This window comes from Micromonospora sp. C97 (assembly GCF_018070385.1).
In the GTDB taxonomy this organism is placed as follows: domain Bacteria; phylum Actinomycetota; class Actinomycetes; order Mycobacteriales; family Micromonosporaceae; genus Micromonospora; species Micromonospora parva.
The window spans coordinates 378,970-401,143 of sequence record NZ_JAGPXU010000002.1; the positions used below are offsets into that span (position 1 = coordinate 378,970).

Consider the following 22,174-nt stretch of genomic DNA (forward strand, 5'->3'; position numbering starts at 1 on the left):
GCGAGCCTAGTTCCCGACAGCGGAACGCCGGCCGCGCGCTGGGGCGATGAGCGGTGGCTCGGTCGACGATTTGAGCGTGATGACTCTGAGGCATCAAAATGCCTCAGAGGCATCACGCTCGTCAGGCCGTCAGGCCCGAGGCGTCGGGTCGGGGTGTGGCAGCAGGCCGCAGACCGGGCAGCGGGCGGTTCAGCTGGCTCGGTTAGCGTTTCGGCATGACTCGTTGGGGCATCCTGGCCACCGGCCACATCGCCAGCCGTTTCGCCGAAGACCTCCGGCTGGTGCCGGACGCCGAGTTGGTGGCGGTCGGTTCCCGCGCCGCGCAGAGCGCACAGCGCTTCGCTGACACGTACGGCGCGAAGCGCGCCTACGGCTCCTGGGTGGAGTTGGCCGCCGACCCGGAGCTGGACGCGATCTACGTGGCGACCCCGCATTCCGCGCACTACGAGGCGGCGATGACCTGCCTGACCGCCGGGCGGGCAGTGCTGCTGGAGAAGCCGTTCACCCTCGACCTGGCCACCAGCACCGAGCTGGTGGACACCGCCCGCGCCGCCGGGGTCTTCCTGATGGAGGCCATGTGGATGCGGCTGAACCCGATGATCCTGCGGATGGTCGAGCTGATCGCGGACGGGGCGATCGGCACGGTGAGCGGCGTCCGGGCCGACTTCGGTGTGGCCGGGCCGTTCCCGCCGGAGCACCGGATGCGCAACCTGGCGCTGGGTGGAGGCGCCCTGTTGGACCTGGGGATCTACCCGATCAGCGTGGCCCACCTGCTGCTCGGCGTGCCGCAGCACATCCGGTCCTGGGCGCAGCTCGGCCCGGAGGGGACGGACGAGAACACCGGCATGCTGTTCGGCTACGACACCGGAGCGCTGGCGACGTTGAGCTGCGGCATGGTCGGGTTGAGCGGGCAGACCGCCTCGATCACGGGCACCCTGGGGCGGATCGACGTGCCGGAGCCGTTCTTCCGACCGGGTTCGTTCACACTGCACCGGGTCGGCGCCGAGCCGGAGACGTTCACGGCGGACGAGGCCGGCAACGGCTACCAGTACGAGGCGATCGAGGTGCAGCGCTGCCTGGCCGCCGGCCTGACCGAGAGCCCGGTGGTGCCGCATGCCACCACCCTTGAGGTGATGGCCCTGCTGGACACGGTCCGCGAGCAGATCGGCGTCCGGTACGTCTGAACAGGCAAAGGGCCCCCGGCCACGGCGAGACCGTGACCGGGGGCCCTTTCGTGCGCTCAGCCGAACAGCGGCCGGACCAGCAGGTAGGTCAGGCACGCGATCAGTGCGGCGGCCGGGAACGTGATGATCCAGGCCAGCACGATGTTGCCGGCCACGTTCCAGCGAACCGCGGAGAGTCGCTTGGTCGCGCCGACACCCATGATCGCCGAGGTGATGGTGTGGGTGGTGGAGATCGGCGCCTTCAGCACCAGGGCGTTGAAGTAGAGCACCGCGCTGGCGACGGTCTCGGCGGCGAAGCCCTCCGGCGGGCCCAAGTCGATGATCTTGCGGCCGAGGGTGCGGATGATCCGCCAACCACCGGCGTACGTGCCGAGGGCCAGCATCGTCGCCGAGGTCCAGAACACCCAGCCCGGGATGTGCGTCTTGCTCTCCTGGAAACCACCGGTGTAGAGCGCCAGCACCACGATGCCCATGGTCTTGGCGGCGTCCTGCATGCCGTGACCGACCGACATGGCGGCGGCCGAGGCGGTCTGCGCCCACCGGAAGCCCCGGTTGAGCTTGCCCGGCTGCCCCTTCCGGAACATCCAGAGGATGGCCAGCATCAGCAGGTAGCCGAGGGTCAGACCGACGATCGGCGAGAGCACCATCGGCAGGATGACCTTCTCGCCGATGTTGACCCACTGCACGATGCCGCCGCTGGACAGCAGGGTCGCCCCGACCAGACCACCGAAGAGCGCGTGCGAGGAGGACGACGGCAGACCGAAGTACCAGGTGATCAGGTTCCAGGCGATGGCGCCGAGCACCCCGGCGAAGACCACCCCCAGGCTGCTGATGCCGGTGGGCAGGGTGACCAGGCCGTCGCCGACGGTCTTGGCCACTCCGGCGCCGAAGTGCGCGCCGACGAAGTTGCCGACCGCGGCGAGCCCCAGCGCGATCCGGGGGGTCAACGCGCGGGTCGAGACGCTTGTCGCGATCGCGTTGGCAGCGTCGTGGAAGCCGTTGGTGTAGTCGAACGCCAGGGCTACCGCGATCACCGCCAGGACGGCGATGAGTTCGGGAGACACCGGCTCAGGACTCCTTGACGGCGATGGTCTCGACGGTGTTCGCCACGTGCTCGAAGGCGTCGCAGGCAGCCTCCAGCTCGTCGGCGACCTCCTTCATCTTCAGCACGGTGAGCGCGTCGTACTCGCCGGAGAAGAGGCGGACGAGCAACTGACGGTTGATCCGGTCGCCCTCGTTCTCCAGCCGGTTGCACTCGATCCAGTAGTCCTCAAGATCCTTCATCGACTTCAGCCGGGGCATCGCGTCGGCGGTCAGCTTGGCCTGCTGGTCGAGCACGTTGACCATCTCGTGCAGCTCGCGCGGCAGCGCCGGAAGCTCGGTCAGCCCGTACAGGTAGAGCAGGTCGCCGACCGCTTCCAGGTGGTCCATCACGTCGTCCAGCAGCGAGCCGAGCCGGTAGATGTCCTCCCGGTCGAACGGGGTGATGAAGGTTGAGTTGATCTTCTTGTACAGCTCGTGGGTGATCTGGTCGCTGTCGTGCTCGACCTCGGTGAGCCGCTCGCTGACGGACTGCACGTCCACGCCGGGCAGGGCCAGCTCGTTGAGCAGCGCCGTGCCCCGGACCAGGTTCTGCGCGGCCCTGGTGAAGAGCTCGTAGAAGGCGCCCTCGGTGGGGCGGAAGGAAAACTTCACAGCACAGACCTCGTCGCGTCGGTGGAAGGGTGGCGGCACCCGAGAGCGCCCGCTCGGTGAATGCTAGGAAACGGCAGAACCGGGAATTCGCCGGCCCACCCCTGGCCAGGCACCATTCACCGCTCGTTCACCTGCCGTTCACCTCGACCGTCCCACCGGCACCCGCTCCCCCAGCCAACAGGCGCCTCCGCTCCCGGGCCACGTCGAAATCGGCAGCCGGATACCCCAGATCGAGCGTGTCGAACGTCTCACGCAGCAGGTGGGCCACCGCCCAGTCCCGGTACCACTTGCGGTCCGCCGGCACCACGAACCAGGGCGCGGCGTCCGTGCCGCACCGGCTCAGCGCCTCGGCGTACGCGGCCTGGTAGTCGTCCCAGTGCCCCCGCGAGTCGATGTCGGAGGGGTTGTACTTCCAGTGCTTGCGCGGGTCGGTGAGCCGGTCCAGCAGGCGCTTGCCCTGCTCGGCGTACGAGATGTGCAGCATCACCTTGATCAGCGTCACGCCGTCCTCGGTCAGTTCCCGCTCGAACGCGTTGATCTCGTCATAGCGGGCCCGCCAGGTCGCCTCCGGCACCAGCGAGCCGACCCGGGCGATCAACACGTCCTCGTAGTGCGACCTGTTGAACATCCCCACGTACCCCGGCGGCGGCAACTCCCGGCGAATCCGCCAGAGGAAGTCGTGCCGCAGCTCCTGACGCGTCGGCGGCCCGAACGAGCGGATGTGCAGGCCCAGCGGGTTCATCGCGCCCGCCACCCGCTTGATCGTGCCGTCCTTGCCGCCGCAGTCCATGGCCTGCAACACCAGCAGCACCCGGCGGGCCGGCCGCTCCGATCCGGTCTTGGCCATCGCGAAGAGCATCTCCTGTTGCCGGCCCAGCTCCTCACCGACCAGCTCCACCTGCTCCCGCGCCCAGGTCTTACGGTGCTCGGCGCGGTCCGCCGGCACCGGTAGGCCGGGCATGGACCGCGGGTCGATCGCGCCGAGATCCACCGGCGCGGTGACCCGCAGCAGTTCCCGCATCGAGCCGCCGTCCGGCCCCACGATCTGCCCTTGCTGGGGTGCGCTCATGCACGGATCATCACCCAACCGCCGCCGATCCGCCCGCCGAGAGCCGTCGACGGACCCCGGCCCGGTGACCGACACCCTCGACCTGCGCCCACCGCAGGCACCGGCCCACCGGGGCGTTCCGGGGCTGCCGGCACCTCCGCCAGGCGGGAGGATGGAGGCCGGGACACCGACCGGAAGGGGTGGTGGGTCGTGCGGGAACTGGCGACGGAGTTCGAGGCCGAGCGGGGCCGGCTCCTCGCGGTGGGCCACCGGATGCTGGGCAGCCGCAGCGAGGCGGAGGACGCGGTCCAGGAGACCTGGCTGCGCTACGCCGGGGCGCTGGCCGACCCGGCGGCCCGCGCCGAGATCCGTGACCTGTCCGCGTGGCTGACCACCACCTGCGCCCGGATCTGCCTGGACGTGCTCCGCTCGGCCCGGGTCCGCCGGGAGGCGTACCCCGGACAGTGGCTGCCGGAGCCGGTGGTGAGCCCGGTGGACGGTCGGTCGTCGGCCGACGGTTACGCGCCCGACCCGGCGGAGCGGGCGGTCCGCACCGACCAGGTCGGCACGGCGCTGCTGGTGGTGCTGGAGCGGCTCGCACCGGAGCAACGGGTCGCGCTGGTGCTGCACGACGTGTTCGCGTTGCCGTTCGCCCGGGTCGCGGGGGTGCTCGGCACCACCGAGGCGGCTGCCCGGCAGCTCGCCTCCCGGGCCCGTCGGGCGGTCAGCGCGCCGGACGTACCCCGGCACACCGCGGACCCGGCCGAGCAACGCCGGGTGCTCAAGGCGTTCGTCGCCGCGACCGAGTCCGGCGAGCTGGACCAACTCCTCCAGGTGCTCGCACCGGACGTGGTCTTCGTCGGCGACTCGGGCGGGCACTTCCCCGCGGCCCGTCGGCCGGTGCTCGGCGCCGACGCCGTGGGTCGCCTCACCCTCGGCCTGTTCGGCCGGACCGGCCGGTACGCCGACCGGGTGCTGGCTCGGCCGGTGCTCGTCGACGGCGCGCTCGGCCTGCAGATGGAGACGGCACACAGCGACGGGCGACCGATCCGCCTGGTCACCGCATTCGCCGTGGACCGGGGCCGGATCACCGCCATCTACAACCAGCTCAACCCGGAGAAGCTGACCGACCTGCCGCCGCTGGACGCCGACGACGGCTGGCCGCCACGCTGGTGAGCCGGCCCGGTCAGACCACCAGGGCCAACCACTTGCGGTACGCGGTGGCGAACGGCTCGGTGCCGTCGCCCAAGGCCCCGAACAGCCGCTGTGCCGCCGCCTCCGCCTCGACCACCACGTCGTCCGGGTAGCCGAACCGGGCCCGGTGCTCGGCGAACTCGTCCTCGTCGAGCAGCTCCACCAGGCCGGTGGCCCGACGCCGGACGACGTCCAGGTCAAGGTCGATCAGGTGGACGGTGTCGTCGGACTCCCAGCGGGCCGGGGTCGTGATGTCGCAGTAGACCTCGCTGGTGCGCGGCGGCGGGTTGAACATGGCCGTCCACCAGGCGCGGTGCGGCACCAGCAGCACGAACGGGATCTTCTCCACCGAGGGGCGGCCGTGGTAGACCGACTGGGTGCCCTCGGGCACTCCGAGCCAGATGCCGAGATCGTCCTCCGTGAGCCGGCGGGCCGGGTAGTCGCGGTGGGCGCTGCCGTCGTACTTGCGGTAGATCACTCGGACCATGTCGCTCGGCATGATTCGCACCCTAACCGATACTGCCCACGCGTCGTAGCGCGGCCGTAACCGGACGGCGTCGCCCGCACCGCCCGGCCCGGTCGGTGGCACGCCACGCGGCGGATGGGCGCTACCGGTGTCGGCGGCGCCGGGTACCGTCGCACGGTGACTCCGCCCCGCACCGCCACCGGTTCCGCCACCCCGTCGGCCCGTGCGAAGGGCCGGCGGCGGGGTGCCCGGCCCAGTGGCACCGAGCTGCTGGCGGCGGCGGTCGGCGCGGTGCCCGGTGGCGCGGAACGCCCCGGCCAGCTGCAGATGACCACAGCGATCGAGGCGTGCGTGGCCGACGGTGAGCATCTGCTCGTCCAGGCCGGCACCGGCACCGGCAAGTCGCTGGCGTACCTCGCGCCGGCGCTCACTGTGGACGGCCCGGTGGTGGTCTCCACCGCCACCCTGGCGTTGCAGTCCCAGCTGGTCGACCACGACCTGCCCCGGCTCGCCGACGCGGTCGAGCCGGTGCTCGGCCGGCGGCCCACCTTCGCCGTGCTCAAGGGCCGCCACCACTACCTCTGCCTGGCCCGACTGGACAACTCCACCGAGGAGGAGCCGGAGGACACCCTCTTCGACGCTCCCGCGGCACGTCCCGGCGGCGGCACGAAGTGGCTCGGTGAGGCGGGCCGGTTGGGCAAGCAGATCGAGCGGCTGCGGGACTGGGCCGAGAAGACCGCCACCGGCGACCGGGACGAGTTGGACCCGGGCGTCGACGACCAGGCCTGGCGGCTGGTGTCGATGCCGGCCCGCGAGTGCGTCGGCGCTACCCGCTGCCCGTTCGGGCAGGAGTGCTTCGCCGAGGCGTCGCGGGCCCGTGCCCGCGAGGCGGACATCGTGGTGACCAACCACAGCCTGCTCGCTGTCGACATGCTCGCCGACCGGCACATCGTGCCACCGCACAAGTTGCTCATCGTCGACGAGGCGCACGAGCTGGCCGACCGGGTCTCCTCGGCGGCCCAGGCGGAACTGGTGCCGGAGCTGATCGACCGGACCACCCGGCGGGCCCGGACGCTGCTGCGGCCGGAGACGGCCGAGGCGCTCACCGCCGCCGGCGACGCCCTCGCCGTCGGCCTGGCCGAGGCGCCTGCCGGGCGGATAACCGCGGGGTTGCCGACGCCGCTGCGGGAGGCGTGCACGCTGCTCGACGCGGCGACCCGCACCGCCCTGGACGCGATCGGCGACATCAAGGCCGACGACCCCGACCCGGTGCGCAAGCAGCAGGCCAAGGCCGCCCTGGACGAGCTCTCCACTACCGCGCAGCGGCTGCTGGAGGAGGCCGACCACGACGTGGCCTGGGTGGAGAAGAACGACAGCGGCAGCCGCCGCGCACTGGTGGTCGCGCCGCTGTCGGTGGCCGGCACCCTCGCCACCCACCTGTACGACGAACGCACCGTCGTCGCCACCTCGGCGACCCTGGCGCTGGGCGGTCGGTTCGACACCGTCGCCCGCGCCCTCGGGCTGGACGCGCCACCGCCCGCCCCGCCGACCCCCGCCGCTGCCGCGCTGGCCGCCCGCAGCGGCCCGGGTCGTCCGGCCGCCGAGACGCCGGGCCGCCGCCTCGCCGGCGACGCCGCCCCGAACGCCGTCGTACCGGCCACCGAGGGCCCCGGGTGGCGGTCGCTCGACGTCGGTTCGCCGTTCGACTACGCCCGGCAGGGCATCCTGTACGTCGCCGCGCACCTTCCCCGCCCCAGCGTCTCCGGGCTGCCCGACGCTGCCGGGGAGGAGCTGCTCGGGCTGGTCGAGGCGCTCGGTGGTCGTACTCTCGGGCTCTTCTCCTCACGGCGGGCCGCGCAGCAGGCGGCGGAGCTGTTGCGCGCGCGGACCGACCTGCCGGTGCTGCTCCAGGGCGAGGAGGCGTTGCCGCTGCTGGTGCGTCGCTTCCGGGAGGAGCGCGCCAGCTGCCTGTTCGGGGTGATGTCGCTCTGGCAGGGGGTGGACGTGCCGGGTGACGCCTGTCAGCTCGTGGTCATCGACCGGCTGCCCTTCCCCCGCCCGGACGAACCACTGGCGGCGGCCCGCGCGGCGGCGGTGGACGCGGGCGGCGGTTCGGGCTTCGCGGCGGTCAGCGTGCCGATCGCGGCGGTCCGGCTGGCGCAGGGCGTCGGCCGGCTGATCCGGGCGACCGGCGACAAGGGTGTGGTCGCGGTGCTCGACTCCCGGCTGGAGACGGCCCGGGGCTACGGGCCGTTCCTGCGGCGCTCGCTGCCACCGTTCTGGTACACGACCCGCCCCGAGGTGGCCCGCGGCGCCCTGGAGCGCCTGGCGAAGTCCTGACCCGCCCCGTCCACCCTCGCCCCTCGCGCCACGTCCCGCCGCCAGGCCCCGCCGCCCTCCGCCGGGCCGCCCCGCCGCACGGCGCACGGCGCACGGCCAAGATCGCGCTACAACAGGGAAAGAGTGGCCTCCCGCACTGGGGGCCACTCTTTCCCTGTTCGTGCGTGATCAGGCGGTCGACGGCGTGACCCATCGGGTCCGGGCGCACAAGGCGCGGGCGCGCCCGGAGCTAGGGGGCCTGGGCGGCGACCACCACGGCGTCGGGCGGGGTGTCCGGGACCCTCCGGGCGGCGAGCCTGCGGACGGCGGTGTTCAGCACCGCGATGAGCGGCACGGAGACCAGCGCGCCGGTGATGCCGGCGAGCACCACACCGGCGGCGATGCCGATGATCACCGCGAGCGGGTGGAGGGCGACCGCCCGGCCCATGATCAACGGCTGGAGCACGTGGCCCTCGATCTGCTGCACGCCGATCACCGCGCCAAGGATGATCAACGCGGTGACCGGGCCGCTGTCGACGAGGGCCACCAGCACCGCCACGCCGCCGGAGAGCGCCGCACCGACGATCGGGATGAACGCGCCGAGGAAGACCAGCGCGGCCAGCGGGAAGGCGAACGGAATGTCGAAGACGACCAGGAAGATGCCGATGCCGACCGCGTCGATGAAGGCGACCAGCACGGTCGCGCGGACGTAGGCGCCGAGCGTGTGCCAGGAGGCGCGACCCGCGTCGTCGACCTTCCACCGGGCGGCCACCGGCAGCAGCCGGACCAGGAAGCGCCAGATCCGGTTGCCGTCGCGCAGGAAGAAGAACGTCGCGAAGAGCACCAGCAGCGTGCCGGTCAGCACCTCGGCCAGCGTCGCGGCGGTGCTCAGGGCGCCACTTGTCAGATTGGAGGTGTTGGAGTTGATCCAGGCCTGCGCCTCGTCGATGTAGCGGTCGAGCTGAGTGTCCGAGAGGTGCAGCGGCCCCGTCTTCAGCCAGTTCTGGATCTGCCGGACACCCTCCGACGACTTCTCGCTCAGCTCCGGTACGCCACGAATGAACTCGTTGACCACCAGCGTCAGCGTGCCGATCACCGCGGCCAGGCCGCCGACCAGCACCACAGCGGTCGCCAGCGACCGGGGGAACCGGATCCGCAGCAGCCAGCCCACCGCCGGCGCGAGCAGCGCCGAGAGCAGCAGCGCGATGGCCAGCGGAATGATCACGATCTTGATCGTGCCGACGATCCGCAGCAGGGCCCAGGCCACCACGCCGATCACGATCAGTCGCCAACACCACGCGGCGGCGATCCGCAGCCCGTGCGGAACGTCGGCGTCGTCCCGGCTGGACGTGGAGCTGTGCAGGTCCACCGGTGGTTCCGCGCCGTAGACAGTGGCGCTCGTCGGCGCGGTCGGCCCCGGCACGGCCGGCGATGCCACCCGGGCGGCCGGCGACGCGTCGTTCAGCGCGTCATCCGCCGCGCCCTCGTCGGCGCGCGCCGACGCCTGTCGTGACTGGTAGGCGCGGCGAAGCCGCCCGCGTACCCGCTCGAAGCGGCTCAAGCGCACCTCCTGGCAGAGAACCCGGCCCGCCCACGGTGACAGGTCGGACAGCATACGTCCGTTCCCGACACCGTAGGGGGTTCCGCCACACAATGCCCCGACCACCTCCGGCGTAACCACCGGCCGGTAGCCGTCGGCCCACACGGTAGCGTCTGCGGCGTGACCGCCGACAACGATCTGGACGCCGGCCTGCCGATCCGCCTGCTGCACGACCGCGTGCTGGTACGCATGGAGGGCAGCGAGGGCGAACGCCGCTCCACCGCCGGCATCGTCATTCCGGCGACCGCGGCGGTCGGCAAGCGCCTCGCCTGGGCCACCGCCGTCGGGGTGGGGCCGAACGTACGCGCCATCGTCTCCGGCGACCGGGTGCTCTTCGACCCGGACGACCGCTCCGAGGTCGAGCTGCACGGCCGCGGTTACGTGCTGCTGCGGGAGCGGGACGTGCACGCCGTCGCCGCCGAGCGGATCGAGAACGACTCGACCGGCCTCTACCTCTGACGCACCTCCCCCGGCCACCAGGCCCCGTCGCGCACCGTTTGCCCGGCCGCACGACGGGAAGCCATCCGGCGACCGTGGCCCTGGGGAGGGACGATGCCGGTATTCGTGAAGAAGCTGTTGACCTGGGGCAGTGTCGCGTTCCTGATCTACTTCATGGCCTTCCGGCCGGACGGTGCCGCGCAGATGTTCCGGGCGATCGGGGCCGCGCTGATCGCGATGTTCCAGGGCCTCGGTGACTTCCTCACCTCGCTGATGACCTGAGCCGCCCGCCGCCCGCCGCCCGTCGGCAGCGCTCAGGGGTGCGTCGGCGGCCAGGGCGGCGCCGACCGCGGCCCCGGCCAGCCGGGTGCCGCGTACCCCACCGGAGCCGGGGCGGGGGCCAGCACCACCGGGATCGGCACCACCGGCTCGTGCGGCGCGTCCACCGGGCGCTGGGTGCCGTCCGGGAAGCGCAGGTGGTAGCGGCTGCCGTCCCAGACCCCCGCCGGGGCCTGCGGGTCCCGACCGACGAAGAACGTCCGGTACGCGCTGATCGCGTCCAGCAACTCCCGCTCCTCACGTGCGGTCCGCTCCTGGTCGGCGGGCTTGCGGTCCAGACCGCGCAGCGTCCCGTCGCGCAGCAGGGCCAGCCGGGTCGCGGCGGACTGGTAACCCCGCATCGCCCGCACCCCGGCGTCGCCGGCCACCCGCCGCGCCCAACTGCGGGCGGCGTGTCGTCTGCCGAGGCTGCTCAGGGCGGCCACCTCGGGCGGGCTGAGCCAGCCGGCGCGTACGTAGTCGGGCAGGACCCGCTCGGTGAGCCGCCCCTCCCAGGCGCGCAGCCACAGCGCCAGCCCCACGGTGCCGAAGAAGACCGGCACCATCAGGCCCAGGAAGCCGTACAGCATGATCACCGCCTCGCCGGTGGCCTGGGTGAGCGTGGGCAGCAGGTTCCACGTGCCGTGCAGCATCATCGCGAGCAGCAGGCCGGCGATCGGGGCGAGCACCCGGATGCGCCGGTCGGCCGTCCGGGAGGCGATCCCCAGCCCCACACCGGTCATCGAGGTGAAAAGGGGATGGGCGAACCCGAACAGCAGGATCCGCAGGATGAAGATCGCGATGACCTGCTGGATGCCGGTCGCCGGGCCATAGCGGTCGGCACCGGAGGCGTAGCCCAACCCGCCCAGGTAGAGGATGTTCTCCACCATCGCGAAGCCGACCGCGGAGAGCCCGCAGTAGACCAGGCCGTCGGTGATCCCGGACCATTCGCGGCGGCGGAACACCAGCAGCAGGATCGGGCCCAGCGCCTTGGTCAACTCCTCGATGAACGGCGCCACCAGCACCCCGGTGAGCGCGGACGGCAGGCCCCAGTCGGCGAACCGGTTGGCCGCGAAGTCGTTCACAGTGAGCGAGGCGGCGGTGGAGACGAACGCACCCCAGGCGAAGCAGAAGATCAGATACTTCAGCGGCTCGGGTTCGTACCGGTCCAACCAGAGGAAGCAGCCGACCAGCACCGGCACCGGCAGGATGGCGGCCACCACCCCGATCAGCAGGGCCTGCGCACCGAGCGACTGGCCGAGCGTGAAGACCATGAACACCGCGCACGCCGCGATGAACAGCACCACCCCGGCCAGCACCAGGAACCGCCGCCAGCCCAGTCGGCGCAGCGGCATCCGGGGCGTCTCGGCCACCGGCGGGGCGGCGGGCGCGGGCGGGCCGGCGGGCGACGGCGGCAGCGGTGAACCGGGCGGGGTGTCGGCCATGCGGTCAGCGTAGCCATCCACCGCCGGCTGGTTCGGCCGCATCGGTAGCCGCTATGCTGCCGGCAGGTCACGAGCGCCAGCGTCAAACCCCGGTTTGCTGGCCGGCAACCCTCGTCGAGTTCGCGGTGGGGTGCCCCGGGTGATGACCGGGCCCAGCCCGATCGGTGTGCTGGGCAAGCGCGGACCCCGTCCCGATGTCGCACCCGGGGTCCCTGACCCCGGAGGTTCCGGCGTGTCCGTCACCCTCGTTCCCTCGCTGCCCACAGTGCCCGCCAGGCCGTCCGCGCCGCTCGACGTCCTCGGTGTGCCCGGCGAGATCAACCTGGACTACGCGGCCAGCGCACCGTGCGCGCGGGCCGCCGCCGACGCGGTGGCCGAGCTGCTGCCCTGGTACGCCAGCGTGCACCGCGGCGCGGGAGCGCTGTCGCGACGCTGCACCCTCGCCTACGAGCAGGCCCGGCAGACGATCGGGGACCACTTCCGCGCTCGCGCCGACGATCACGTGATCTTCACCCGCAACACCACGGACGCGCTCAACCTGCTGGCGCGGGCCGTGCCGGCCGGCACGACGGTCGTCACGTTCGCCGGCGAACACCACGCCAACCTGCTGCCCTGGCCGCGCGGATCGGTGCGGCTGCCGGTGCCCACCGATCCCGACGGGGCGGTACGCGATCTCGCCGCCGCCCTGACCGAGCTGCGTCGGGGCAGCAACCCGGCGCTGCCGGTGCTGGTCGCGGTGACCGGTGCGAGCAACGTGACCGGTGAGCGGTGGCCGGTCGCCGAGTTGGCGCGGGTGGCCCACCGGCACGGTGCCCGGATCGTGCTCGACGCCGCGCAACTCGCCCCGCACGCCCCGGTCGACCTGCTCACGCTGGACGTCGACTATCTGGCCGTGTCCGGCCACAAGCTGTACGCGCCGTTCGGCGCGGGCGTGCTGATCGGCCGGGCGGACTGGTTGGACGCCGCGCCGCCGTACCTGGCCGGCGGCGGGGCCACCAGTCACGTCGGTCCGGCCACCCACGACGTGACCTGGGCGACCGGTCCGGCCCGCCACGAGGGCGGCACCCCGAACCTGCTCGGCGCGGTTGCGCTGGCGGCGGTGTGCGCGGCGCTCGACGACGCGGACCGGGCCGCGCTGGCCGCCCACGAGCAGGCAGTGCTGGCCCGGCTGCGGACCGGCCTCGCCGCCCTGCCGCACGTCGTGGAGCTGCGCACCTTCGGCCCGGACGCGCCCCGGGTCGGCATCGTCTCGTTCGTGGTCGCCGGTCGGGACTCCACCGAGGTGGCCACCCGGCTGGCCGCCGAGCACCACATCGGCGTACGGGACGGGTTGTTCTGTGCCCACCCGCTGGCCCGGCGGCTGCTCAGTGAGGCGGCGGGACGTACCGGCCGGCGGGACCTGCCGCCCACCGCGCTGCGCGCCAGCATCGGGCTGGGCAGCACGGCCGCCCAGGTGGACCGGCTGCTCGCGGCGCTGGCCGAGCTGGGCTGAGGCCCGGCCGGCGGCGGCCCGCGCTCAGCCGATCGGCGGGGCGGTGGGTGGCTTCGGCGCCTCGCCGGGCTCGGCGGGCTCACCGACCGGGCGTTCCTGCTCCCCGAAGGCGGTGCGGATCCACCGGTTCGCCTCCTCCTGCTCGATTCCGGAGGCGACCAGCAGGTCGCTCGCTGTGGTGCGGACCTGGGCGACCACCACACTGCCGGAGAAGCCGACCCCCTCGCCGTACGCCCGGCCGGCCTCGCTGACCGCCCGCAGTGACCGTTCCCGGGCCTTCTCCGGCTCCTCACCGGCGGCGAACTCGTGCTTGAGCAGCCGGACCGACTCGGCGAGGTGGCCGATCGCGTCCGGCATCGGATCGGGCACCGGTTCCTCGTCCTCGACCAGCGTGACGGACCGGCGGATCAACGTGCCGCTGTTGCGCATCGCCCGGTCGATCGGGTCGGCCGCCTCGGCGTAGTGGGTCAGTTCGTCGCGGCGGTGCCAACGGGCCGGGGAGAGGGTGGCGGTCTCCTTCGCCCCCTCGATCGCCTCGCCCAGCGTGGCCAACTCCTCCTTGTTGTTGCGCAACCTCTCCAGCGCGCCCTGGATGGTGGCGCGGTCCCGGTTGCGCAGCCCGTCGGCGGTGGCGTCGAGCTGGGAGGCGAGCAGGTCCAGGGCGGGTCGGGCGGCCCGGTTGATCACCCGGAGCGGGTTCAGCGGCAGCAGCACCGCCGTGACCAGCAGCGCGATCCCACCGCCGAGGAACGCGTCGACGAAGCGGGGGATCTCCAGGTTCTGGGTCGACGGGCTCAGCGTCACGATCAGCACCGCGGTGGCCGCCGCCTGGATGACGATCGCCACGCTCGCCCCGGCGAAGATGGTGAGCAGAATCGCCACGGTGACCACCAGGCCGAGCTGCCACGCGCCAGTGCCGAGGAAGTAGATCAGCAGGTCACCGACTGCCACCCCGACGCCCACCCCGACGATCAGCTCCACCGTCCGGCGGAACCGCTGACCGACCGAGGCGGCCAGGGTGCCGACCGCGGAGATCGGCGCGAAGACTGGTTGCGGGTTGCCGAGCAGCCGGTGCGAGACGAAGTACGCGAGCCCGGCCGCCAGCCCGGCCTGCACGGCGAGCCCACCGGCCATCCGTACCCGGTGCAGCCGGTCGTGCAGGGTGGCTCGACCGCGGTGACGCAGCTCTTGGGTGGCTTCGGCGATCCGCGCGCCGTCGATGTCCACCAGCCCTTCACGCAGCGCGGTACGTCGTACCACCGGAGGTCGCTTGTCGCGGGCCACGGCCATGGGCGCGACTACCCGTGGTGGGCTCGCTGAATCCTCCCGTCCGGCGCGTCGCGGGCGGATGCGGCAGACTCGGGCGGTGGCTGATCTGCTGGACCGGTGGCGGGCGGCGGCCCGGGATGCCGGCGCGAGGCCCGACCCGGACACGACCCGGGCCGGGGAGATGGTGATCGCCCGGTGGCGGGAGCCGCACCGGCACTATCACACGCTGGCCCATCTGACGGCGGTGCTCGATGTGGTGGACCAGCACGCCGACCTGGCCGATCGGGTCGACGTGGTCCGGTTGGCGGCCTGGTTCCACGACGTGGTCTACGACCCCCGGGCCGCTGGCGACGCCAACGAACGCGACAGCGCGGCACTGGCCGGGAGCGTGCTCACCGGGCTCGGGGTGCCGACGTCCACGGTGGCCGAGGTGCACCGGCTGGTGGTGCTCACCGCCGGGCACTCGGTGACCCCGGACGACCGGGACGGCGCGCTGCTCTGCGATGCGGACCTGGCCGTGCTGGCCGCGCCGCCGGCCCGCTACGAGCGGTACGCGGCGGCGATCCGCCGGGAGTACGCCCACGTGCCGGAGCCGGCCTTCCGGGCTGGACGGGCCGCGGTGTTGACCGGCCTGCTGGCGCTGCCCGCGCTGTTCCGGCTGCCGCCGCTGGCGACCCGGTGGGAAGAGCCTGCCCGGGCCAACGTGCGCCGGGAACTCGCCGCGCTCAGCGGGGAGCCGCAGAACGCGGGCTGACCAGGTGCTTCGGGCGACGCAGGCCGGTGCTGCGGAGCAACTGGACCAGTTCCCGGCTCGGCACGACCTGCGCACCGAGCCACACCGCCGCCGCGAACCGGTCGGCCGGGATGTCGTAGTGGTCCCGGTCGAAGCCGCGCCTCGGCGCGCCGAGCGTCTCGGCGAAGGCGTGCAGCTCGGCGTACGAGACGTCACTGATCAGGTGCGACCAGAGCCGGCCGCGCCACGGCCAGGCCGGCCGGTCCAGGTAGAGCATGATGTCCAAGCTATCCCGTCGAGTCGATCATGTTGTTGATCGCCGGTCGGCGGCTTAGCCTCGGCTGCATGGCTGCCACCGCGCTCCTCGACGACCTGCGCGCCGCGCTCGGTGACGACGCCGTGCTCACCGACCCGGACCTGCTGCTGATGCACCAGCGCGACGAGGCCGACCTGTGCGCCGCCGGCCTGCCGTTGGTGGTGACCCGCCCGCGCGACACCGGGCAGGTGGTCGCCGTGGTCCAGGCCGCGGCGCGACACGGCGTACCGGTGGTGCCGCAGGGTGCGCGGACCGGGCTGGCCGGCGCGGCGAACGCGGTGGACGGCGCGGTGGTGCTCAGCACCGTCGCGATGAACGAGATCCGGGAGATCGATCCGGTGAGCCGGATCGCTGTGGTCCAACCGGGGGTGGTCAACGCGGCGCTGGCCGGTGCGGTGGCCAAGCAGGGCCTCTGGTACCCGCCCGACCCCGGTTCCTGGGAGTCGTCCACGATCGGCGGCAACGTGGCCACCAACGCCGGCGGCATGTGCTGCGTCAAGTACGGCGTGACCACCGAGTACGTACTCGGCCTGGAGGTGGTGCTCGCCTCCGGCGAGGTGCTGCGCACCGGGCGGCGGACGGCCAAGGGGGTGGCCGGCTACGACCTGACCCGGCTGTTCGTCGGTTCGGAGGGCACCCTCGGCGTGATCACCGAGGTGACCGTGGCGCTGCGGCCCGCCCCGGCCGACTCGCTGACCCTGGTGGCGGTCTTTCCGTCCGTCGCCACTGCCGGCGCGGCGGTGGCCGAGATCGCGGCTCGCGGACTCACCCCCAGCCTGCTGGAGTTGCTGGACCAGACCCACCTGCGGGCAATCGAGGCGTACCAGCCGATGGGGTTGCGGACCGACGCGCAGGCCCTGCTGCTGGCCGCCGCGGACACCGGCACCCGGGCGGCGGACGACCTGGCGGTGCTGGCCGAGGTGTGCGAGGCCGTCGGTGCCGACGAGGTCTACGCGGCCACCGACGCGGTGGAGGCGGCGGCACTGCTACAGGCCCGCCGGTTGGCCCACCCGGCCATGGAGAAGTTCGCGGCGGACACCTACCCGGGCGGCAACGGCGGCCTGGTGATCGACGATGTGGCGGTGCCGCGGGGCGCACTCGCCGCGCTCCTGGACGGGGTCGCCCGGATCGCCGCCGAGTGCGAGGTGCCGATCGGCGTGGTGGGGCACGCCGGGGACGGCAACATGCACCCGAACATCGTGGTCGACCGGGCCGACCCGGCGAGCGTGGCGCGGGGCCGGCGAGCCTTTGACGAGATCATGCGGCTCGGCCTGGACCTGGGCGGCACCTGCACCGGCGAGCACGGGGTGGGGCTGCTCAAGCGGGACTGGCTGGCCCAGGAGGTCGGTCCGGTCGGCGTCCGGGTACATCAGGCGATCAAGTCGGCGCTCGACCCGGCCGGCCTGCTCAACCCGGGCAAGGTGCTCTGACCGGCTGCGGTCAGCCCTTGACCTCGGCCGGGGTGGCCTGGGTCAGCAGCAGCAGGATCTCCCCGGCGACCGGCGTGAGCTCCTCACCGGGGCAGTCCTGTGAGGTGATCAGCCCGGTCGAGGTGATGAGGCTGGACGTCAGCGCGTCGATGCAGGTGGTCCGGTACCGCCGGGCCTGATCGGTCTCGTCGGCCAGCGCCGGGTTGGCCAGCAGCACCTGGAGCCGCTCGGTCAACTCCGGTGCGAGGGTGCCCCGGGAGGTCACCCCGTCGCCGGCGCAGTCGACGCACTGCCACGCGCCGTTGCGCTCGACGCTCAGGGTGCGCATCGGCCCGTCCTCACCGAGGCGTTGGAGCAGGCTGACCTGGCCGGCGGCGACAGTGGTGGGGATCTCCAGCTGCGATCCGCCACCCGCCGTGCCCGTCGTCTGCTCCACCGAGCTGCTCGGCTTGTCCCGGTCGAAGAGCGAGCACCCGGTCAGGGCGCTGGCGAGTGCGACGGCGAGCAGGGGTCCGAGCAGACGAGGGCGGGCGCGGTGTTGCACGCGCGGAAACCTACCCCACCGTAGGTAGCGTTCGAAACCACCATCCGGGTCGGTATCGATAGTTACCCATTGGTAACGTCGCAATTCGTCACCGAGCGGACTGTCGCAGCTCCGCCTGACCGTCACCACCCCGGTCGGCCGCGTAACCCCGGACGTCCGGAGCGCCCAACCGGGCGGCGTCCGCCGCCGCGTCGTCCGGCATCAACTGGGACTGCCGCTCCGCCTCCACCCGGGCGCGGTAGTGCTCGACCTCGCGGGCCCGGGTGGCCGCATCCCAACCGAGCACCGCCCCCATCAACTCGGCGGTGTGCTCCGCCGACTCCAACCCCCGGTGGCTGGTCTCGAACGAGATCCGGGTCCGTCGGGTCAGCACGTCCTCCAGGTGCAGCGCACCCTCGGCCCGCGCCGCGTAGGCGACCTCGGCCGCCAGATACTCCGGAGCACCGGCCAGCGGGGACGCCAGCAGTGGATCGGCGTCCACCAGCGCCAGCAGGTCCAGGGTGAGGGTGCCGTACCGCTCCAGCAGGTGCTCCACAACGCCCACCGGCACGCCGTGCCGGCGAGCCAGGTCGGCCCGGTCCCGCCACATCGCCGGGTAGCCGTCGGCGCCGAGCAGCGGCAGGTCGGCGGTGCGCGACGCGCGGGCCCCACCGAGGCGGCGAGCGGCCCGGTCGACCACGTCCGACGCCATCACCCGGTACGTCGTGTACTTGCCGCCCGCGACCAGCAACAGCCCGAGCATCGGCTCGAAGACCGCGTGCTCACGGGAGAGCTTCGAGGTCGAGTCGGCCTCGCCGGCCAGCAGCGGCCGCAGCCCGGCGTACACCCCCTCGATGTCGGCGGTGGTCAGCGGCCGGTCCAGCACCGTGTTGACCTGCTGGAGGAGGTAGTCGATGTCCCGGGCCGAGGCGGCCGGGTGGGAGCGGTCCAGCCGCCAGTCGGTGTCCGTGGTGCCGATGATCCAGTGCCCGCCCCACGGGATGACGAAGAGCACCGAACTCGCCGTCCGCAGGATGAGCCCCGTCTCGCCGGTGATCGCCGAGCGGGGCACCACCAGGTGCACCCCCTTGGAGGCGCGCACCCGGACCCCGGGCCGCAGGCCCACGTCGTTGAGCATCCGGGACATGTCGTCGCTCCACACACCGGTGGCGGCGATGACGGTGCGGGCCTGCACCTCGAACTCCGCGTCCGGTGAACCGGGCGGGGCCTCCAGGTCCCGGACCCGGACGCCGGTCACCTCGCGCGCCTGCCGGATCAGCCCGACGGCGCGGGCACTGCTCACCACGGTGGCGCCCAGGCTGGCCGCGGTGCGGGCCAGGGTGACCACCAGCCGGGCGTCGTCGACCTGCCCGTCGTAGTAGCGGATGGCCCCGGCCAGCGCGTCGGCCCGCAGACTCGGGAAGATCCGCCGGGCACCCTCCCGGGTCAGGTGACGGTGCAGCGGCATACCCCGGCCACCGCCGAAGACCCCCGCGAAGGCGTCGTACGCGGCCACGCCCGCGCCGTAGTACGAGCGACGAAAGACCCGGGCCGGCAGGTCCCGCAGGCCCCGCCCCGCCGGCAGCGGCACCATGATCGGCACCGGGCGGACCAGGTGCGGCGCGAGGCGGGTGGCCAGCAGGCCGCGCTCGGTGAGCGCCTCGTGGACCAGGTGGAACTCCAACTGCTCCAGGTAACGCAGGCCACCGTGGATGAGTTTGCTGGACCGGCTGGAGGTGCCCGCCGCGAGGTCACGCGCCTCGACCAGCGCCACCTTCAGGCCCCGGGACGCCGCGTCCAGCGCGGCACCGGCACCGGTCACCCCACCGCCGATGACCAGCACATCGAAGCGCTCGGCACGTAGTCGACGCAGGTCGGACGCACGGCGGACCGGTGAGAGCTGACCGGCGACGGATCGGGAGATATTGGGGTCGCGCACCCGTCCACCGTAACCGCCGGGCCGACGTGTCGACATTTCGCCGCCCGCGCCGCATAGCCCCAAATGCCCATTTCGCGACCCTCGCCTGTCGGAGATCTTGGACAGTTTCCGTTAGCTGCTAACGGAAACTGTCCAAGATCTCGACGATTCTTCGAGGTGGCACTCGGTCCGGAACCGTTCACCGTGGTCGTAAGGTTCTCGGATGCACGGTCAACCCGGGTACCCCGCAGTCAGCTCTCGAACGTCCCCATGGCCGGTGGTCGCGGCAGTGCTGGTCGGCTGCTGGACGGTAGCGGTCACCGTGGGCACCCAGACCGGCGGCTGGCTCACCGACCAGGTGCTGCTGGGCTTCGGACGGGACCGGTTCGGCTGGCTCTGGCCGGTGCTCGGCCTGGCCACAGTGGCGCTGCTCGGCACGCCCGCCCTGCTGCTTGCCGTTGCACCCCGGTCGGCGGCGGTCCGGGCCACCGGGCGGGTCTGGCTGCTCGGCGCACTCGCTCTCGGCGTGCTCACCCTGCTGCGGGTCGTGCCACCGGTGCACCACGAGGCGTACCTCGCCGCGCTGGCCGGCGTCGCGTTGCTCGGTGCACTCGCCGTCCGCTGGGCGGCGCGCCGGTGGGCGTACCCCGGGCTGGTTGGCCCGGTCGGCGGCCCGGCACCCACCGGGAACGGCGACGCCACGCGGCCCGAGACCACCGGGAACGGCGACGCCACCCGGCCCGAGGCCACCGGGAACGCGGAGCCGGTCGCACCCCAGCGACGCCCGCGCCGGCCCGGCCCGGTGCCGCTGCTCGCGGTCGCCGCCGGGTTGGCGCTGCTGCTGCCGTGGGCGTGGTTGGGTGCGCTCGGTGGCCTCCTGGAGACCGCGCTCGCGCTGCTGGCGGCCGCCGCGCTGGGAGTGCTCGCCGCGACCCTGCTGGATGCCCCCTTCTGGTCCGTGTTCGCGGTTGGTCGACCGCCCCGGCCGGCTCGACTGGTGCTGGTCGGCGGCCTGGTCGCCGGGGTGGCGTTGCTGCTGCTCGCGGCCGGGGCCGGCCAGTCCGGCGGACAGCTTCCCGGGCTGCTGACAGTGCCGCCGGTGGGGTTCGCGCTGGCCGCGCTCTGGGCGGCGACCTGGCGGTCCGGCGCCAATCCGGCCGAGGCCAGGCGGGCGGGTCGGGCGGCGACCGGCTGGCTCGTGGGCCTGGCCGCGCTCGGCCCGCTGGCCTTCACCGACCCGGAAGAGATCACCCTGCTGCTGGTCGGCACCCGGGACATCCCGTTCTGGGTGGCGGCCGCGGCCGGCGTCGGGCTCGCCGTCGCGGTGGTGGTCGCCATCGGGTACGCGGTGCTGCTCGCCCGGCCGACGGCACGCACCCCGAACCGGCGGGTCGCCGCGGTGGCGGCGGTGGTGCTGCTGGTGGCGTTCGGGGTGGTCGACCTCGGCCCCGGCCAGCCGGGCCTGTACGGCGAGCGGCTGTTCGTGGTGCTGCGCGCCCAGGCCGACCTGAATGATCTTCCGGCCGGCGCGCCGGGTCAGGCCGGGCGGGACGCCCGCGCGGCGGAGGTCTACCGGCGGCTCGTGACGACCGCCGAACGCAGCCAGGGCGACCTGCTGCGGGAGGTGAACCGGCTGCGCCTCGACCCGGTGTCGTACTACCTGGTCAACGCGGTGGAGGTCGACGGCGGCCCGGCGGTGCGGGCCTGGCTGGCCGGCCGGCCGGAGGTCGCGCGGGTGCTGGTCAGCCAGCGTCTACGCCCGCTGCCGGCCCCGGCCGGGCAGAGCCGGGGCGACGTGCCCAGACCCACCGCCCCGGAGTGGAACATCCGCCAGATCGGTGCCGACCGGGTCTGGTCCCAGCTCGGGGTCACCGGCACGGGCATCGTGGTGGGCAGCTCCGACTCGGGGGTGGACGGCAGCCATCCCGCGCTGAGCGCCGGGTTCCGTGGTGGAGACGACTCCTGGTACGACCCGTGGGACGACACCCGGAGCCCGACCGACCAGGGCGGGCACGGCACCCACACGGTGGGCAGCGCGGTCGGGCGGGACGGCATCGGCGTGGCACCGGACGCGAAGTGGGTGGGCTGCGTCAACCTCGACCGCAACCTCGGCAGCCCCGCGCACTACCTGGACTGCCTCCAGTTCATGTTGGCGCCGTTCCCGGCAGGTGGCGACCCGTTCACCGACGGCCGTCCGGAGCGCGCCCCGCAGGTGCTGACCAACTCGTGGGGCTGCCCGCCTATTGAGGGCTGCGACCAGCGGGTCCTGCGGCCGGCCACCGCCGCCCTGGACGCGGCCGGGATCTTCGTGGTCGCCGCGGCTGGCAACACCGGCCCCTGGTGCGCCTCGATCGACGACCCGCCCGCCCCGTACCCGGACGTGCTGACCGTCGGCGCGGTGGACGCCCAGCGGCGGGTGGCGGAGTTCTCCTCGCGCGGGCCGGTGCCGGGCGGCTCGGGCAAGCCGGACGTGCTGGCACCGGGGGTGGGTGTGGTGTCGGCCATGCCGGGCGGCACGTACGCCGCACTGGACGGCACGTCGATGGCCACCCCGCAGGTGGCCGGGGTGGTCGCGTTGATGTGGTCGGCGAACCCGGCGCTGGTCGGCGACGTGGACCGGACCCGGCAGATCCTCCGGGACACCGCCACGGCGGCGACGCCCACCTACCGCTCCGACAGCCCCTCCGACGCCTGCGGTGGGCCGTCGAACGTGACCGGCGCCGGCCAGGTCGACGCGTACGCCGCCGTGCGCGCCGCCCGGCGGTAGTAGGGGGTGCGACCCGACA

18 protein-coding genes, 2 pseudogenes and 1 riboswitch are annotated in these 22,174 nt (G+C 73.3%); of the genes and pseudogenes, 10 read left to right on the top strand and 10 right to left on the bottom strand.

What is annotated here, in order from left to right; all coding sequences use genetic code 11:
* Positions 1–215 precede the first annotated feature (215 nt).
* Complete coding sequence (locus KBX26_RS04970; protein ID WP_210864818.1) at positions 216–1,184, top strand: Gfo/Idh/MocA family protein; 969 nt, start codon at positions 216–218, stop codon at positions 1,182–1,184.
* Between the two features lie 56 nt (positions 1,185–1,240).
* Here the strand turns inward: KBX26_RS04970 and KBX26_RS04975 are convergent, their stop codons facing one another.
* From KBX26_RS04975 to KBX26_RS04985, 3 genes are all read right to left on the bottom strand, one after another.
* Positions 1,241–2,248, bottom strand: a complete 1,008-nt coding sequence (locus tag KBX26_RS04975; protein ID WP_030327783.1) for an inorganic phosphate transporter — start codon at positions 2,246–2,248, stop codon at positions 1,241–1,243.
* A gap of 4 nt (positions 2,249–2,252) precedes the next feature.
* On the bottom strand, positions 2,253–2,879 hold the full coding sequence (locus KBX26_RS04980) for a DUF47 domain-containing protein (RefSeq protein WP_030327784.1): 627 nt from the start codon (positions 2,877–2,879) through the stop codon (positions 2,253–2,255).
* A gap of 127 nt (positions 2,880–3,006) precedes the next feature.
* Positions 3,007–3,948, bottom strand: a complete 942-nt coding sequence (locus tag KBX26_RS04985; protein WP_030327785.1) for a PPK2 family polyphosphate kinase — start codon at positions 3,946–3,948, stop codon at positions 3,007–3,009.
* 189 nt (positions 3,949–4,137) lie between these two features.
* On the opposite strand from KBX26_RS04985, the gene sigJ reads away from it, so the two are divergent.
* Positions 4,138–5,103, top strand: coding sequence for an RNA polymerase sigma factor SigJ (gene sigJ, locus KBX26_RS04990; RefSeq protein ID WP_210864819.1), 966 nt, complete (start codon positions 4,138–4,140; stop codon positions 5,101–5,103).
* A 10-nt stretch (positions 5,104–5,113) separates the two neighbouring features.
* Here sigJ and KBX26_RS04995 read toward each other — a convergent pair whose 3' ends face one another.
* The gene (locus KBX26_RS04995) at positions 5,114–5,620 is read right to left on the bottom strand and encodes a DUF402 domain-containing protein (RefSeq protein ID WP_210861133.1); all 507 of its coding nucleotides are present in this window, start codon (positions 5,618–5,620) and stop codon (positions 5,114–5,116) included.
* A 102-nt stretch (positions 5,621–5,722) separates the two neighbouring features.
* Here KBX26_RS04995 and KBX26_RS33145 point away from each other — a divergent pair.
* Together KBX26_RS33145 and KBX26_RS33150 are read left to right on the top strand one after the other, a co-directional pair.
* Positions 5,723–7,120, top strand: a pseudogene (locus KBX26_RS33145) (ATP-dependent DNA helicase); the annotation flags it as partial.
* A 111-nt stretch (positions 7,121–7,231) separates the two neighbouring features.
* Positions 7,232–7,927: pseudogene (locus KBX26_RS33150) on the top strand (ATP-dependent DNA helicase); the annotation flags it as partial.
* 229 nt (positions 7,928–8,156) lie between these two features.
* Here KBX26_RS33150 and KBX26_RS05005 read toward each other — a convergent pair.
* Positions 8,157–9,467, bottom strand: a complete 1,311-nt coding sequence (locus tag KBX26_RS05005; protein ID WP_030327789.1) for an AI-2E family transporter — start codon at positions 9,465–9,467, stop codon at positions 8,157–8,159.
* Between the two features lie 159 nt (positions 9,468–9,626).
* Between KBX26_RS05005 and KBX26_RS05010 the strand changes: the two genes are divergently transcribed.
* Positions 9,627–9,965 carry a co-chaperone GroES gene (locus KBX26_RS05010; RefSeq protein ID WP_030327790.1) on the top strand — a complete coding sequence of 113 codons (339 nt, stop codon included), beginning with the start codon at positions 9,627–9,629 and terminating at the stop codon, positions 9,963–9,965.
* Positions 9,966–10,058: 93 nt separating this feature from the next.
* The gene (locus tag KBX26_RS05015) at positions 10,059–10,226 is read left to right on the top strand and encodes a hypothetical protein (protein WP_167337262.1); all 168 of its coding nucleotides are present in this window, start codon (positions 10,059–10,061) and stop codon (positions 10,224–10,226) included.
* Between the two features lie 32 nt (positions 10,227–10,258).
* Here KBX26_RS05015 and KBX26_RS05020 read toward each other — a convergent pair whose 3' ends face one another.
* Positions 10,259–11,749, bottom strand: a complete 1,491-nt coding sequence (locus tag KBX26_RS05020; RefSeq protein ID WP_210864820.1) for a PrsW family intramembrane metalloprotease — start codon at positions 11,747–11,749, stop codon at positions 10,259–10,261.
* A 23-nt stretch (positions 11,750–11,772) separates the two neighbouring features.
* Positions 11,773–11,893, top strand: a riboswitch (SAM riboswitch).
* A gap of 46 nt (positions 11,894–11,939) precedes the next feature.
* Here KBX26_RS05020 and KBX26_RS05025 point away from each other — a divergent pair.
* Positions 11,940–13,199: an aminotransferase class V-fold PLP-dependent enzyme gene (locus KBX26_RS05025; protein ID WP_210862467.1), complete on the top strand. Its 1,260-nt coding sequence runs from the start codon at positions 11,940–11,942 to the stop codon at positions 13,197–13,199.
* A 24-nt stretch (positions 13,200–13,223) separates the two neighbouring features.
* Here the strand turns inward: KBX26_RS05025 and KBX26_RS05030 are convergent, their stop codons facing one another.
* On the bottom strand, positions 13,224–14,483 hold the full coding sequence (locus tag KBX26_RS05030) for an FUSC family protein (protein ID WP_051708135.1): 1,260 nt from the start codon (positions 14,481–14,483) through the stop codon (positions 13,224–13,226).
* A gap of 82 nt (positions 14,484–14,565) precedes the next feature.
* On the opposite strand from KBX26_RS05030, the gene KBX26_RS05035 reads away from it, so the two are divergent.
* Positions 14,566–15,222 (top strand): metal-dependent phosphohydrolase, encoded by a 657-nt coding sequence (locus KBX26_RS05035; RefSeq protein WP_245233485.1) that lies wholly within the window; start codon positions 14,566–14,568, stop codon positions 15,220–15,222.
* Here KBX26_RS05035 and KBX26_RS05040 read toward each other — a convergent pair.
* Complete coding sequence (locus KBX26_RS05040; RefSeq protein WP_030327795.1) at positions 15,194–15,478, bottom strand: DUF4031 domain-containing protein; 285 nt, start codon at positions 15,476–15,478, stop codon at positions 15,194–15,196. The two genes, KBX26_RS05035 and KBX26_RS05040, sit on opposite strands and share 29 nt — an antisense overlap.
* Positions 15,479–15,546: 68 nt before the next feature.
* Here KBX26_RS05040 and KBX26_RS05045 point away from each other — a divergent pair, with 68 nt between their 5' ends.
* Positions 15,547–16,947 carry an FAD-binding oxidoreductase gene (locus KBX26_RS05045; protein WP_030327796.1) on the top strand — a complete coding sequence of 467 codons (1,401 nt, stop codon included), beginning with the start codon at positions 15,547–15,549 and terminating at the stop codon, positions 16,945–16,947.
* A gap of 10 nt (positions 16,948–16,957) precedes the next feature.
* Here the strand turns inward: KBX26_RS05045 and KBX26_RS05050 are convergent, their stop codons facing one another.
* Both KBX26_RS05050 and KBX26_RS05055 read right to left on the bottom strand, forming a co-directional pair.
* Positions 16,958–17,491 (bottom strand): hypothetical protein, encoded by a 534-nt coding sequence (locus tag KBX26_RS05050; protein ID WP_210864821.1) that lies wholly within the window; start codon positions 17,489–17,491, stop codon positions 16,958–16,960.
* Between the two features lie 88 nt (positions 17,492–17,579).
* The gene (locus tag KBX26_RS05055; protein ID WP_210864929.1) at positions 17,580–19,394 is read right to left on the bottom strand and encodes a glycerol-3-phosphate dehydrogenase/oxidase; all 1,815 of its coding nucleotides are present in this window, start codon (positions 19,392–19,394) and stop codon (positions 17,580–17,582) included.
* Positions 19,395–19,611: 217 nt separating this feature from the next.
* Between KBX26_RS05055 and KBX26_RS05060 the strand changes: the two genes are divergently transcribed.
* Positions 19,612–22,155 carry a S8 family serine peptidase gene (locus KBX26_RS05060; protein ID WP_210864822.1) on the top strand — a complete coding sequence of 848 codons (2,544 nt, stop codon included), beginning with the start codon at positions 19,612–19,614 and terminating at the stop codon, positions 22,153–22,155.
* Positions 22,156–22,174 lie beyond the last annotated feature (19 nt).